The 14,321-nt window shown below is 54.1% G+C and carries 15 protein-coding genes; 12 read left to right on the top strand and 3 right to left on the bottom strand.

The features are described 5' to 3' along the window. The first annotated feature begins 197 nt into the window (after positions 1 to 197). Complete coding sequence (locus KXG62_RS30010; protein ID WP_218095699.1) at positions 198 to 3,299, top strand: efflux RND transporter permease subunit; 3,102 nt, start codon at positions 198 to 200, stop codon at positions 3,297 to 3,299. A 373-nt stretch (positions 3,300 to 3,672) separates the two neighbouring features. Here KXG62_RS30010 and dapA read toward each other — a convergent pair whose 3' ends face one another. Continuing rightward, positions 3,673 to 4,566 (bottom strand): 4-hydroxy-tetrahydrodipicolinate synthase, encoded by an 894-nt coding sequence (gene dapA / locus KXG62_RS30005; RefSeq protein ID WP_218095698.1) that lies wholly within the window; start codon positions 4,564 to 4,566, stop codon positions 3,673 to 3,675. 256 nt (positions 4,567 to 4,822) lie between these two features. On the opposite strand from dapA, the gene KXG62_RS30000 reads away from it, so the two are divergent. The 5 genes from KXG62_RS30000 (at position 4,823) to KXG62_RS29980 (ending at position 8,084) form a co-directional block, all read left to right on the top strand. Further along, positions 4,823 to 5,746, top strand: a complete 924-nt coding sequence (locus KXG62_RS30000) for a LysR family transcriptional regulator (protein ID WP_218095697.1) — start codon at positions 4,823 to 4,825, stop codon at positions 5,744 to 5,746. Positions 5,747 to 5,974: 228 nt separating this feature from the next. Next, positions 5,975 to 6,457 (top strand): DsrE/DsrF/DrsH-like family protein, encoded by a 483-nt coding sequence (locus tag KXG62_RS29995; RefSeq protein ID WP_218095696.1) that lies wholly within the window; start codon positions 5,975 to 5,977, stop codon positions 6,455 to 6,457. 70 nt (positions 6,458 to 6,527) lie between these two features. Then, positions 6,528 to 6,797 (top strand): metal-sensitive transcriptional regulator, encoded by a 270-nt coding sequence (locus tag KXG62_RS29990; protein ID WP_218095695.1) that lies wholly within the window; start codon positions 6,528 to 6,530, stop codon positions 6,795 to 6,797. 195 nt (positions 6,798 to 6,992) lie between these two features. Continuing rightward, positions 6,993 to 7,421: a universal stress protein gene (locus KXG62_RS29985; protein WP_218095694.1), complete on the top strand. Its 429-nt coding sequence runs from the start codon at positions 6,993 to 6,995 to the stop codon at positions 7,419 to 7,421. A 282-nt stretch (positions 7,422 to 7,703) separates the two neighbouring features. Next, positions 7,704 to 8,084, top strand: a complete 381-nt coding sequence (locus KXG62_RS29980; protein ID WP_218095693.1) for an MmcQ/YjbR family DNA-binding protein — start codon at positions 7,704 to 7,706, stop codon at positions 8,082 to 8,084. 58 nt (positions 8,085 to 8,142) lie between these two features. On the opposite strand, the gene KXG62_RS29975 is transcribed toward KXG62_RS29980, so the two are convergent. Then, positions 8,143 to 8,811: a GGDEF domain-containing protein gene (locus tag KXG62_RS29975; protein ID WP_218095692.1), complete on the bottom strand. Its 669-nt coding sequence runs from the start codon at positions 8,809 to 8,811 to the stop codon at positions 8,143 to 8,145. Positions 8,812 to 8,821: 10 nt separating this feature from the next. Beyond that, positions 8,822 to 9,460: a GGDEF domain-containing protein gene (locus KXG62_RS29970; RefSeq protein ID WP_218095691.1), complete on the bottom strand. Its 639-nt coding sequence runs from the start codon at positions 9,458 to 9,460 to the stop codon at positions 8,822 to 8,824. A gap of 373 nt (positions 9,461 to 9,833) precedes the next feature. Here KXG62_RS29970 and KXG62_RS29965 point away from each other — a divergent pair, with 373 nt between their 5' ends. The 6 genes from KXG62_RS29965 to KXG62_RS29940 all read left to right on the top strand — a co-directional run bounded on the left by KXG62_RS29965 (position 9,834) and on the right by KXG62_RS29940 (position 13,941). Beyond that, the gene (locus tag KXG62_RS29965; RefSeq protein ID WP_218095690.1) at positions 9,834 to 9,980 is read left to right on the top strand and encodes a hypothetical protein; all 147 of its coding nucleotides are present in this window, start codon (positions 9,834 to 9,836) and stop codon (positions 9,978 to 9,980) included. Then, entirely contained in the window at positions 9,970 to 10,980 is a 1,011-nt protein-coding gene (locus tag KXG62_RS29960) for a Gfo/Idh/MocA family oxidoreductase (protein ID WP_218095689.1), read from the top strand. The genes KXG62_RS29965 and KXG62_RS29960 overlap by 11 nt, the downstream gene beginning before the upstream one ends. A gap of 310 nt (positions 10,981 to 11,290) precedes the next feature. After that, positions 11,291 to 11,677, top strand: a complete 387-nt coding sequence (locus tag KXG62_RS29955; RefSeq protein WP_218095688.1) for a glyoxalase superfamily protein — start codon at positions 11,291 to 11,293, stop codon at positions 11,675 to 11,677. A 445-nt stretch (positions 11,678 to 12,122) separates the two neighbouring features. Then, positions 12,123 to 12,518 carry a VOC family protein gene (locus KXG62_RS29950; protein WP_218095687.1) on the top strand — a complete coding sequence of 132 codons (396 nt, stop codon included), beginning with the start codon at positions 12,123 to 12,125 and terminating at the stop codon, positions 12,516 to 12,518. Positions 12,519 to 12,743: 225 nt separating this feature from the next. Then, the gene (locus KXG62_RS29945; RefSeq protein ID WP_218095686.1) at positions 12,744 to 13,259 is read left to right on the top strand and encodes a GNAT family N-acetyltransferase; all 516 of its coding nucleotides are present in this window, start codon (positions 12,744 to 12,746) and stop codon (positions 13,257 to 13,259) included. Positions 13,260 to 13,449: 190 nt separating this feature from the next. Beyond that, the gene (locus tag KXG62_RS29940; RefSeq protein WP_218095685.1) at positions 13,450 to 13,941 is read left to right on the top strand and encodes an anthrone oxygenase family protein; all 492 of its coding nucleotides are present in this window, start codon (positions 13,450 to 13,452) and stop codon (positions 13,939 to 13,941) included. The last annotated feature ends 380 nt before the right edge of the window (positions 13,942 to 14,321 follow it).

Here is a 14,321-nt window from a genome sequence, read left to right as displayed (position 1 = left end):
TTTGATTGGAATATGAACAGCGCGAACCGTAAGTGTTCATTAATGAACAGATGCGGCTAAGCTGATCATTGCCACGATCGTTGATCCGATTATAATCAACAATGTGTTCATTAATCAACAGGTCGTCACCGGCACAGTACCATGCTCGAGGCCGAATCGCAATCGATTCGATCCTGTTGCTGAGGAGTGATAGCGTTTTGTTTACCCGGTTTTCATTGAACAACGTCTCGGCGGTGATCATTCTGATCGTCATGCTGGCGCTGGGCGGTTCTTATATGGCGACCCAGCTCCAAGTGGAAAGCGTGCCGAATATCGATTTTCCGGCGGTCACCGTTCGAACTGCGTACCCGGCGCCGCCTGAGGACGTCATGAAATATGTGACCGAGCCGATCGAGGAGGAGATCCAAGGACTGGACGGGCTCAAAAATCTGTCCTCCGTCTCGGACGACAACATCTCGCTGATCGTTGTTCAACTGGAGGACGGCGTCGATACCGACAAGGCGAAAAAAGACATCGAGAGCCTGATCAACCGGGTGGAGCTGCCGCAAGCCGCCAAGCGGCCGGTCGTTTCCGTCGACAGCCCGGTCACCCAGCCGGTCTATTACTTGGGCTTGTCATCCGCGGACGGGGTCTCGCGATCCGAGCTGAGCCGTCTCCTGAATGACCGTTTCCTCCCGGGACTGCGCAGCATCCGGGGAATCGAGCGGATCGAGACTGTGGGCGACGACGAGGACGTGCTGTACATCCGGCTCGACCCGAACGCCCTTCAGCAATTTGGGCTCACCCCGACCCAGGTAGCCGGCTGGGTTCGCGGCTCGCTCGCTGATGCGGCGGCGGGTACTGTCAATATCGGCGGAAACGATCAAATGCTGCGCGTGAAGGGGAAGTTCGCCGCCATCTACGATTTGCATAACATGCAGCTCGTTTCCTCGCGCGGCGACGTGGTGCTGCTGGGGCAGTTGGCAGCCATCCGCACAGAGCATAAGGCCTCCTTCGTCAGCCGGCTGAACGGCGAACCGAACATCGCCATTCATCTGTACAAGAACGAAGACGCCAATATTATCGAGCTGATCGGGAAGGCGAACGAGCTGCTGGACCGGTGGAAGCGCGACTACCCGAGCATCAAGTTCGACATCGTCATCGACGGCTCCGCGGAAATCAAAAAGTCGATCTCCGGCATGCTGAGGGAAGGCGGGTTCGGGGCGGCGCTCGCGTCGCTGATGATTTTGCTGTTTTTGCGAAATGCGCGGATGACGCTGATCGCCCTCGTCTCGATTCCGGTGTCCATCTTCGCTACGCTGATTTTCATGAAGCTGATCGGGCTGACGATCAACATATTTTCGCTCGGCGGGATGGTGATCGCCATCGGCCGCATTGTCGACGACAGCATCGTCGTCATCGAGAATATTTACAGCCAGCTGCAAAAGGCGCAGCAGCGCAATGATTCCGTGCTGCTGCTCGCGACCGGGCAGGTCAGCAAGGCGATTACGTCGTCCACCGTTACGACAGTCGGCGTATTCGCGCCGCTTGGCCTCGTCAGCGGTCCGCCGGGGCAGCTGTTCTCCGAGTTTGCGCTCACGATCTCGTGTGCGCTGCTGGCCTCGCTGCTGGTCGCCTTGACCGTCATTCCGGTGCTGTGCAAGCTGCTCGTCTTGCGCGGCGACGGGCCGGTGAAGCACGAGGAGCACAAGGAGACCGGCTACATGCGCATGTACCGCCGGCTGCTGATCGTTGCTCTGAACCGCCGGGCGGTTACGCTGCTGGTCGCGTTTGTTCTGCTGCTTGCTTCTGTCGGCGGGACGGCGCCTTTTTTGAAAAAAGAATTTTTGCCGAGCGGCGACACGGAGAAGACGATGCGCTTCGATCTGAAGCTGCCTCGGGAAACGTCGCTCGACACGATGGACGCCAAGCTGAAGACGCTCGAGGACATGATGCGGGAAGGCAAAGACGAGAAGGGAGCTCCGCTGTTCAAGACAGTCGAAGGGCTGGCCGGCTACAACTGGAACAAGCAGGAGTACCCGTACCGCGCCTCTATCTTGGCCGAGGTTTACCCGGAAACGGATGCCAAACCGGTGCTCAAAGCCTACGTGGACAAAATCAAATACGAGCTGCCGCAAGGCTCGGAAGCGTTCGGAACGATCGTGAAGTTCGGTCCGCCGACGACGAACAAATTCGAATATATGCTGAAAAGCGACAATCAGGACGATTTGAAAGCCGCGGCCGCACTCGTGAAGGAGGAATTGAAGAAGGTTCCGGAGATGAGCAATGTGAAGGACAGCTTCGGCGACCTGAAGCGGGAAGTTCAGGTGCTGGTCGATCCGGCTAAGGCGCGTCAGTATGGACTAACGACCGCTTCGGTGCTGGAGTCGGTGAACAGCTGGATTGCCGAGGTGAGGCTGGGGGATATCACCTTCGAAGGCGTCGAGTACAGTACGCGAGTCCGGGTGGATGAGGCCCATCTGGGCAGCATCGGCCATATATCCGCCTTGCAGCTCAAGACGCCGGCCGGGCGCGCGATTTCGCTGCGCGACATCGCCGAGGTGCGGGAAGTCGGGGCGCCGTCTTCGATTGAACGGGACCAGCAGCGCCGCTACGTCAGCATCACCGCAGATGTGGAGGGCAACGACGTCGGAGGCGTCAGCTCGCGCGCCGCCGAGCGGCTTGCGGCCTTGCCGTTCCCGGACGGCGTAGAGCGGGAGCTGAAAGGAGCGCAGATCGACATCGAGGAGGCGTTCTCCGACATGATCGCGGCGATCGTCTCCGCCGTATTTATCGTCTATCTGGTGATGGTGCTCACGTTCGGCAACGCCAGTTCGCCGTTTGCCATTTTGTTCTCCCTGCCGCTTGCCGCTATCGGCGGGTTCCTCGGCGTCGTGATCGCCCGGGAGGCGATCAGCGTCACTTCGTTAATCGGCTTTCTCATGCTGATCGGGATCGTCGTCACGAATGCGATCGTGCTCGTCGACCGGGTGGAGCAGCTGCGCCATGAAGGCATGTCGGTTCGGGAAGCGCTGGTGGAAGCGGGCGTTACCCGCTTGCGTCCAATCATCATGACGGCCGGCGCGACGATTATCGCCTTGATCCCGCTTGTGCTCGGCGAGTCCGGCGGCGCGATCATTTCCAAAGGGCTGGCGGTTGTCGTGATGGGCGGCCTGACCACATCCACGCTGCTGACGCTGGTCGTCGTACCGGCGATCTACGAACTGATCGCAAGCGCGCTTGAGCGCATGCGCAGTCGCGGGCGGCGGTCCAAGTCCAAGCCGCTTGCTTCGGAATCCAGCGCAGTGCCAGGGCCGTAACCGCGATGATGAAAGACGATGCGATGGCAGGTTATGCGTGGCCGAAAGGAAAGCTTGCGTAATGAAGCAATATAAAGCGATAGCTGCGAACGATGTGTGACTGGCGTTAACGAGCGATACCCCGGGAAGCGATTTCCCGGGGTATACGCGTTAGAAGGGCGATATTAATGGCATTCCTTGAAGTAAATGATTTGCTGGTAACGGATATGATATTATTCCCCGTTGATCGTTAATTGCAGGTGGTCGACGGCCGCGCCGGTCCAGATGCCTTCGAGTACTTCTTGGGTCGTGGCAATGCGGATTCGCTTACCCAACTGCTGCAGCACGTGATCTTGAAATACGGCTCCGCCTGAACGACATAGACGGGAGACATTTAGCTGCGTTCGTGCGAAGAAAGCAATCGCTCCAGTGCGTCCGCAAGTCCACCCGTTATGGGGGTTAACGGGAGCCGTACCGCATCGCTGGCAATGACGCCTTGGCGAGCGAGCAGCCATTTGAGCGGCGACGGATTCGGCTCCTGGAACAACAGCCGGATAAGAGGAAGCAGCCGCGCGAACGCTGCGCCCGCGTCCTCGAGCCTGCCGCTTGCGGCTAGACGGTACGCCTCGCAGAACGAATCGGTGTACACGTTGGCGGACGCCGTCATGCCGCCGGCAGCCCCGGCGCGAAGCGCATCGAAGAGGCATGGGTCTTCGCCGCACAGCACCGGCTTGTCGGTAAGCGGGGTCAAGGCTGTGACCAGCTCGGTGCCGCCGGAGCTGTCCTTCATCCCGATCACACCGTCGATGTCCAGAATCGTCCTTGCCGTATCGACGGTTAATCGGACTCCCGTGCGGGCGGGAATCTCGTATACGATCACCGGGATTCCGATCTGCGCCACCTGGCGAAAATGCGCGATGATGCCTTCCTGCGACGGACGGCTATAATATGGTACGACGACAAGGACGCCGTCGGCCCCTAGCCGGGCGGCCATCTCCGTCCGGCTCACCGTCGCCGCGGTATCATTCGTTCCGGTACCGACCACGATCGGAACGGAGGTTCCTTGCTCCCTTATCAGCGCCCGGGTCTCCTCCGTGAGCGCCTTCACTTCCTCCCACGATACGGTAGGCGATTCCCCGGTCGTGCCGTTGACGACGAGCCCTTGAATGCCGTGCGCGAGCAGCTTCTTCACATGCGCCCGATACGATGGTGTGTCGAGCGTTCCATCCGGCAGGAAAGGGGTAATAACAGGCACGTAAATTCCTTGCAAATCCCGCTGATTCATCATGAGACCATCCCTCCAATAGAAATAAGTTCGAAATGATATGGCCGGCGAGGCGGAGCGGCGTTCTGGCCGCAAATCAAGCTTTGCTTTGCAGGTGGCGTACCGCCGCGCTGCCAACGGCTTCGTTGCGCTGACGCACCGACTGACCGTCCGTTACCGGAACCTTTTGTATAAAGTACTTTACCATGGTTTTTATCATCATAGTTATCTATAATAATTGATAGTGTTCATCTATATTATTGATAATGGGGCGTGAAACATGGATTTGACCTATTTCCAAACGTTCCGCGAGGTTGCGCAGCTTCAAAGCTTCACTCGGGCCGCGGAGAAGCTCGGATATGCCCAATCCAGCGTCACGACGCAAATTCAAAAGCTGGAGAAGCATTACGGCGTGCCTTTGTTCGAACGATTCGGCAAGGGGATGCGTCTGACTGCCTCTGGCGAAGCGCTGCTCAAGATAACGGCGCAAATGCTGGAGCTGTACGAGGAATCGCAGGAGACGATCGGCCGGCATCGCGGCGGGACGCTATCGATCGGCACGATCGATTCGCTCGCCTCTTATTACCTTCCTCCGGTGATCCAGCAGCTACGGAGCGGATTTCCCGAGCTTGCCATCAGGCTCCAGCCCGGCAGCGAAGCGCAAATGATCAGCTCGGTCAAAGAAGGCGAGCTTGACCTCGGATTGCTGCTGGACAATAAGCCGCCGGATTCATCCTTGCGGTGCATGGCGATGAAGGAAGAGCCGCTGCTGCTGATCACCCGGCCGGATCATCCATTGACGCAGCTCGCCGAGGTGGGGCTGGAACAGCTTCGCGGATCGGAGTGGATCATGGCTGAGGAGAGCTGCAATTACCGGAACATGCTGGAGAGCGTGCTTCGGGCACATGACATTCCGTATCGTGTCGGCTTTGAGCTGGGCAATCCGGAGGCCGTCAAACGATGCGTAATGGCCGGGCTCGGGCTAGCGCTCCTGCCGCGGATGGTCGCCGAGGAAGAGGTGCGCAGAGGAGAGCTGGCGGTGCTGCCATTCGCGCATCCGGACATACGCCTGCAGGTGCAGCTGTTTTATCATCCGAAAAAATGGATTTCGCAGGCGATGCGCGCTTTTATCCAACTGCTGCAGGCCGAATCGCCACCTGCGCCGGAGTCGTATTCCGCTGCTAGAGCGGCACGGAAGCTGTAAGTATGCTTACTCATCACAAGGTGTGCATAGAAGCTTTCTTCATTTCATCAATAAGAGCCTCCTTGCATAACGAATCATATCGCAGCACAATCGCGGCCTGAGTAATCGCATGCACAATTCGCCCTCCTGTCTCAAGGAATCCCTCTTGACCGGAGGGAGGATCCGTCCTATACTTTTATATACATATAGGGGTATATGTATATAAAAATGTTTGAGGAGGATCACAAGATGAATGAACCGAAAGAGAAAACGACGATTGTTCTGTTCAGCGGCGATTTGGATAAAGCGATCGCTGCCTTTATTATCGCGAACGGCGCGGCCGCATACGATCATGAGGTGACGATCTTCTTTACGTTCTGGGGGCTCAACACGCTGCGTAAGGAGGAAGCTATCTCGGTCCGCAAAGGCTGGCTGGAGAAGATGTTCGGCTTCATGATGCCGCGGGGGGCCGGCCGATTAGGACTTTCCAAGATGCAATTTATGGGTATGGGACCGAAGATGATCAAGCATGTCATGCGCAAGCACAATGCACTGTCGCTGCCTGAGCTGGTCCGTCTGGCGCAAGAGCAGGGCGTGAAGCTTGTGGCATGCACGATGACGATGGATCTGCTGGGGCTGCAGAAGGAAGAGCTGCTTCCGGGTATCGAGTATGCGGGCGTTGCCGCTTATTTGGGCGATGCGGCCGATGCAAAAGTAAACTTGTTCATCTAGGCTTGTATATTATTTATTTTTTGCTGTATAGTATACCCATACAGGTATAGGAGTGAAGGGGCGAGATGCAATGGGCAACTATAACTACACGGAGGATATGAAAAAACGGCTAAGGCGGCTCGAAGGCCAGGTTCGCGGCGTGCTGCGGCTGATGGACGAGGAGAAGAACTGCAAGGAAGTGGTCAGCCAGCTATCCGCTGTGCGCAATGCTGCGGATAAAGCGATCGCGCAAATCGTGGCGGAAAACTTGCACCACTGCATCCTGGAGGAGCAGCAGGCCGGCGGAGATCCAGGCAAAATGGTTCAAGAAGCGATCGAGCTGCTTGTCAAAAGCCGATGAAGCTGCGCTTCGCGGGCTGATTAATCGAATCGTTCGCAGGCCAGCGAGGTGCTGATTGCGCTGAATGCAGTATGCTGCGGTGGTAGCTGTCGTTTCATTGTAGGCAAGTTCAGGGTAAGTATGATGAATGTCACAGCCAGCCAACCTAATGAAGTGATAGGATCGGTGTAACGAACTACAGAGGGAGCGATTGCCATGTCATTCACGAATATTTTGATGTCCTACGACGGGTCGGAGCCGTCCAAGAAAGCTTTGGAGAAAGCGATCGCGCTGACGGAGCAAAACAATGCGAAGTTAACGCTGCTTCATGCGTATCACGTGCCTTCGATGGTGTCTACGCATCCTTTTTTAATTGTGCCGCCGGAATACATGACGAGTGTAGCGGACACGGAAAATCTGATTGTGGAAGAGCTTCGTGCGCTCGTATCGCATTTGCCTAACGCCCAAGCAGTTGTGGCGAACGGTCAGCCGGCCAAAGTCATCCTGGACTATGCCAAAGAACAGCAGTGCGATTTGATCGTTATGGGCAGCCGGGGGCTTGGCGGCCTGCAGGAGCTCGTTCTCGGCAGCGTGAGCCACAATGTCGTGCAGCATGCGCCGATCCCGGTACTGATCGTCAAATAAGAAGCGGGCGATCGGACACCGGCACTGCACCAGCGTATCTGTCAGCCGGTCAAGCCCTAAGCCTCGCGCAGCGGGCAGGCGTCCCCACAAGCAGCATTACAACAGGAACCATGCCGAACAAACGCGGCATGGTTTTTTTGCCGCGCCATGGCCGCACGACGCAGCGGCGTCTCGATGCTTGTCCCGGTTATATTGTTTTGTATAATAGTGGAAGAGCGCTTACTTCGAACGGTTCGGCCGTATTCGGCTTTACTGTCACACGAAAAACGGGAGGAATGTGTTATGGGACATGATCGCCAGTTGGTTACAAAAGAAGGACATGCGATGCTGGAACGGGTACGGCAAATTTGTGCGGAGCTGCCTGAAGTGGAAGAAATCGTAGACGGGTTCGGCCACATTACGATGAAAGTGCGAGGGAAATCATTCGTCTTGATGGGGGAAACGGAAGAAGGCGCGGGTATGTCGTTTAAGAGCGATCGCGAGACGCAGCACTTCCTGCTTCAGCAGAATGCCGGCTATATCAGAACGCCTTATATCGGTCAGCACGGCTGGGTATCCACGAAGAAGGGCGAGCCGTTCGACTGGGAGGGGCTGAGCGAGCTGCTCAAGGAAGCATACTTGCGGGCTGCGCCAAAGCGTCTGGCGAAGCTGGTTCAGCCTTGAAGCCACTCCATAAAAGCAAACCGCCGTCTCTCCTTGAAACGGCGGGCTTTGTGTCTATTCAAGCGGTCAAAGTCAAGAACACATAATTTTTTCGCTGCTTCGCTGTGTACATGGCCTGATCGGCTTGGTTCACAAGCTCGAGCATGTTCGTACACCGGCCGTAATCGACGGCGATTCCGACGCTTACGGTGATGGCCAATGGGGTGGTGTTATCGAGCGGGAGCGCGATTTGCTGAATACTTTTGCGAATGCGTTCTCCGACATCCTTCGCCCCGTTCTCGTCGATATCGGTTAATATAATGGCGAATTCCTCGCCGCCCCAGCGACCGATCGTGTCGCCCTTGCGCACCGTTTTGCGGAGCGCTTCCGCCACTTCCTTCAATATCAGATCGCCGCCAATATGGCCGGCCCGCGTGTTAAAGCTGCGAAAATCATCGATGTCAATGACAGCAAGCGCGATGGAGGCATTCCCGCCGCGCGTCGATCTGAACTCATTCTCCAGTTTTCGAAACAGGTAGCGGCGGTTGTACAACCCGGTTCCGTCATCGATAATGCTCTGTTCGTACCAACGAACGCTGATTGCTGTCCATATGGCACCGCTGGTAATGGAAATAACTACGGCAGCGCTAATCCCCCAGTAACCGAACTGCAACAGCTGCACCGTTACCAATAATAAAGCGGCGTTAGCGGCAGCCCCTGCCAGAGATAAATAATATCTCTTTTCCATATGCCTCACCTTATCTCTCTAGTTGGTCGTACTTTCGTATCAAGTCGGTCAAAGCTTCTCGGAACAAGGAAGACTCCTTGCGGTCCAGCTTCTCGGATAATGCTTTCAACTGCCGGACCAAGGTCGACGGATAGTAACAGGTTTTCATGACCATTTCTTCGTTGGGGGGCAAGGCAACCTGATTGCGCCCCGATTCCTTGGCCGACAGCAGCGCCGCACTGGCGGAACGCATTAATGTCTTGGAATCTTTGGCGTCTCGCGGATATTGGGCCACACCGGCCGTCACGCTTACTTCGGGAACGTTCGGGGACAGTCCGAACCGGTCTGCTGAACGATGAATGATCGCCCGGATCGATTCCATTCGCAGAAACGCTTGCTCCAGGCTAATCCCGGACAGCATGATGGCGAATTCGTCGCCGGATACGCGGAATACGTTGTCCTGCGCCGTTTCTTCGGACAAGATCGCCGCTATGGTCTTCAATACGTCGTCGCCGACATCGTCTCCCAGCTGATTGTTGATCTCCATAAAATGATCGATATCGATAAGAGCCAAGGCAACGGGCTCATGCGATTTAATCGTTTGCTGCAAGCGAAGCTCCAGCTCTTTGCGGTTCAATAAACCGGTCAATCCATCCAATGCACTATTCAAAGAAACTCTCCACCCTGTACGCTATTATATATAATTTTTCGTATGGTCAAATTAATTTTTTTTAATGTAGGTCGAATGATCCAGAAATTAACGGTGGAATGGCCTATAGAAGCAGCCGTACCGCAGCCGGCTGACCCATGATGACGGGCGCGAACAATCACTCCTGGTTTCGCTAAAAGAAATACACTTGTAGCTGGTAGGTTTAGGAATATACTGTAATTAGACGATCTGGACGCTGAGGAGCGGCCGACGCGATGTCGGCGCATCACGTGCGGCTTCGATCGCGGGGATGATTGGCGAGAGCGCACAAGACGAACGAACGAGAACAGGTCAAGAAACGGAAACAATCCAGTAAAGGAGCGGGATGAAGCGGATGGAGCACTCTGAATTTGCGATGCATATGGCTGGAGCTGCCGGCGAGGTGATCCCGGCGTGCGAAATGGCCGGCAGCCATAGCTGCATTCAAGACGCGTTCCTCGCCTGCGTGGGCAGCGACGGGAGGGATTTCTATGCTGGATAACGTTCGTGTGGCGGTGATGGGGCTCGGCCGTGCCGGTTATCGGCATGCGGCGCATTTGGCTGCGGGCATTCCCGGAGCGGAGCTGGCCGGCGTATACGATCCGAACGGTGCCCTGGTCGAGAAGGCGGAGCTGGAATGGGGCGTGCGCGGCTCGGGTCGCAGCGCGGAGGATTGGCTTGACGATCCCGCGGTTCACGCGGTCGTCATTGCCGCCCCGACGCCGCTTCACGGGATGCTGATCAAGCAGGCGGCCGCGCGAGGCAAGCATGTATTCGTGGAAAAGCCGCTCACAAGCCGGCTGGATGAGGCGGATGAGATCATCGAGGCAGTGGAGCGCAGCTCGATCCTGTGTCAGGTCGGCTTTATGCGCCGGTTCGACCCGGCCTACGTCGAAGCGAAACGAAGAATCGCGGCCGGTGACATCGGCAAGCCGATTTATTTCAAAGCCATATCCCGCGACCCGGGCTCGCCGCCCGCGGAATTCATCAAGCACAGCGGCGGCATCTTTCTCGATATGGCGATTCACGAATACGATATGGCCCGCTTCTTGATGGATGCGGAAGTAAGCTCCGTGACGGCGCACGGTCAAGTACTGGTACATGAATTCATGAAACCTCTCGGCGATATTGATCAGTCGCTCACGTATATGACGTTCGATTCGGGAGCGGCCGGCGACGCGGAAGTCGGCCGGAACGCCTTTTACGGCTACGACATTCGGGGCGAAGTGATCGGCACCGACGGGAGCATCACGATCGGCTCGCTTAAGCATCACGATGTCCATATTCATACGCGCAGCGGTTCGTTTCATGACATCGTTCCGTCTTTTCCGTTCCGGTTCCAGGAGGCGTTTCGGGAGGAGCTGGTTCATTTTATCGCATGCGTCAGAAAGGGTCAGCCTCCCTCCGTGACGGAGCGTGATGGAAAAGCGGCGCTTGCGATCGCCTTGGCGGCGCAGCAATCGTTCGATACGGGAGCGACGGTGAATATCGGACATGGGTGATTCGTGTGCGGCAAGCCGGATGCCGCCGCTGGCATACAGCGATGGCGGGACGTTCGCTTAGTTCTTCGCGTACGGGGGTGCTTCCGCGGATTAAATCCCAAAGCGGTCACCCTTCTCGACTTGGAGTTCGACCGGCCGCCGCGCAGCGCCGCAACGCAACGAGCGCCTGGGATTCGCTGACGTTGGAAAAGCGATCGGCAGTCCATCGGCCACATCGGCCATTTCGCCCCGGGTTGAGCGGTTTTGCCTTCTGCTGGTACAATGAATGCAGGAAGATGCTTGACCAATCCATATCGTAATGGAGGAAGCTATGGGATCATCTGATATTCGTATTAAGGCGACGACGCCGATCTTGCGCATGTTCGACATTGACAAGGCGAAGCAATTTTACATCGAATTTCTCGAGTTTCAGCTTGATTGGGAGCACCGGTTCGAGCCGGATTTGCCGCTGTATATGCAAATATCGAGCGGTGAGTGCGTGCTGCACCTGTCCGAGCATCACGGCGATTGCAGTCCGGGGGCGGCGGTCCGCATCGAAGTATCCGGCATTGAGACGCTTCATGCGAAGCTGCTGGCGAAAGCCTTCAAGTATGCGAGGCCTGGGCTGGAACAAATGCCGTGGGGAACGAAAGAGATCAGGGTCACGGACCCGTTCGGCAACCGGTTATCATTTTACGAAGCGATTGCATCCGAATAAGCCGCACCGCGCATTACGCGGCGCCAGATCAGGAGTCCCGTCTCAGGCGGAGGCTCCTTTTTCGTCTAAAGATAAGAGTATATCAACTTTATATGAGAGTTTAGGGATCTTCACAGAGAGAGACTTGGAGTAGAGAGTTTTGTACAGCGAGAACATTTGGTACAAGGAGAGGTACGGGGTACAGTTGGAGCAATTTTCCCAGGCAAATCCCAAGCGCGCGGTTCGGCGCTGCGCGGCGGTCGGTCGAATCCCACTATTTCCGCTTCAGAACTTTAGACTGGGAACGGCATTCAGCTATTGGATAGGAGGGCTCTATACATCCTCAACTTAGCAATTTAAAAGAAACTAATGTATTTGCTCTATGGTAATATGAAAAATAATTTTGAACAAAGAAGAGCTTGCGGCTTGATTTTGCTGATCAGTTGAAACCAGAAGGGGTGTAAGAATGGAAACTTTAGGGTCAATGAATGTCAATGTTATTACTTTATTCGTTGAGGATTTGAAAGACGCGATGTCGTTTTATCAGGAAGTCTTTGGCCTACTATCCGTTTACGAAGACAACAATTCAGCAGTATTCGATCTTGGCAATATAAGCATTAATCTACTGAAAATTTCTGAAGCGCAGAAGCTTATTTCTCCCGGAACGGTCGCAAATCGCAAGGCCGGTTCACGTTTTCAATTCACCATACGTGTGGATAACTTGGATGCTGTGTGCGACGAATTGAAGATACGTGGCGTAGCCCTGCTCAATGGTCCAATGAACCGGCCATGGGGAGTACGCACTGTCAGCTTTACTGATCCGGGAGGACATATCTGGGAGATAGCGCAGCAGCTCACTTAACCTAGGGCTGCTATACATGCTTGATTGAGCTCTAACGGGAGATAATAGTTGAACGGCTGCCGCGAAGCAGCCGTTATTACGCTACGGGCAGATTACATTATAACCATTCAATAACTTGCCCTATTTGACTTCTATATTTACGATGAGATTGCCCCTATTGGGGAGATCTTTGAAACAGGCAGCATCGCAAGGTCTTAAACCAACAATATATTTGAGGGTGATGGAATGGAGATTGTTTTGGAAGCATTGAAAACTCAAGAACAACTGATGAGTTGGAAGGAAGCATTTGAAGCTAACAATAAAAAGCGATCTGATGATTCCTATGTAAAATGTCTACACGAGAATAAACAAGGGATTCGCGTAACATTATTAGCAATTGCAGACAAAAAAGTAGCTGGCATTTGTCACCTAAAGTATAAATCAGGATATCCCTACTTTAATAATCTAGATATTCCAGAAATCAATGCACTTGACGTATTCCCGGAATATCGTCGGCATGGAATTGCTACCAAGTTAATTGAAGCACTCGAGGAAATTGCTAAAAAGAAATACAAACGAATTGGAATTGGTGTGGGATTGTTTAAGGATTATGGGATTGCCCAAAGAATGTACTATAAGAGAGGATATATGCCAGATGGCAATGGAGTCGTATATCACGGTAAAGAAGTTGCAGCCGGTGAAATGGTCCGAGTGGATGACGATTTAAATCTATTCTTCATAAAAGAACTTGTAATAGACTAATTGTATTGATTACGCGAACGAGGAAGAGAGATAGAGAGCCAAATCCATGAATGCCGGCATAAACTTCGTCAAAGATATAATACTCTTTTGAAGAGCCAGGATGATGAACTCTCGCTTCAACTGTATGAAGTAAGCAATCGCTTGGAGAATACTTGCTTGTGCAATCAATTTATGGGTAGTGGAGGAAATAATGATGTTGAAGCTTCTCTATTATTTAACTTTTGCATCCTCGTTGGGGGCCGGCTTGCTTGCCGGTGTATTTTTCGCTTTCTCGGTCTTCGTCATGCAATCGCTTGCCAAGCTTCCTACGGAACAAGGCATATCTGCCATGCAGAGCATCAATACAACGATTCTGCAATCGTCCTTTATGGTGGTCTTCATGGGCACAACTGCCTTAAGCGTTGTTTTGGGAATCGTTTCATTTTTCAAATTGGGCAAAATCAGCGCGTTATACGTGATTGCTGGGAGTCTGCTCATCTTTGTCGGAGTGTTCCTGGTGACAGCTTTATTCAATGTACCGCTCAACGATACTTTAGCCGCCGTAACCTCCGGGAGCTCGGAGGGGGCACAAGCGTGGAAGGAATATTTGGACAGTTGGATGCCGTGGAATCATGTGCGGACGATTGCTTCTATCGGGGCACTGATTTTCTTTATCATCGCAATTCGCAGGTGGGAAGTCTAACGGTAATGAGGCCGCTCGGTAGAGCAAAGCTGTTGTCGAAGCCATTGATGAAAACTTTCATTTATTACTGAGTGTTCGTGGCGAACTACACCGCAAAGGATGGCCTATTGACTGAAGTCCCCGCCGATTTCAGGCATTTAATGAATTTGGATGATTGAACTCCTAACGGGTAACGTTAGTTCAATAAAAAGGCGACAGTCCAGGACTTTATTTTCTAGTCCATGGCTGTCGCTTTATCAATATCAGGGGCCGGTCTAATACTTTATTTTCATCGTACAGCAGTTGGTCTTTAGAAGTGTGGTGAAAAACACCACGAATACTCGGTATGGTAGAATAATAGAAATACCTGATTAGAAATGAGGAACAGTTATGCGAGCAGC

Source organism: Paenibacillus solanacearum, from assembly GCF_910593845.1.
Lineage (GTDB): Bacteria > Bacillota > Bacilli > Paenibacillales > NBRC-103111 > Paenibacillus_G > Paenibacillus_G solanacearum.
This window is presented reverse-complemented; position numbering and strand designations above follow the sequence as displayed.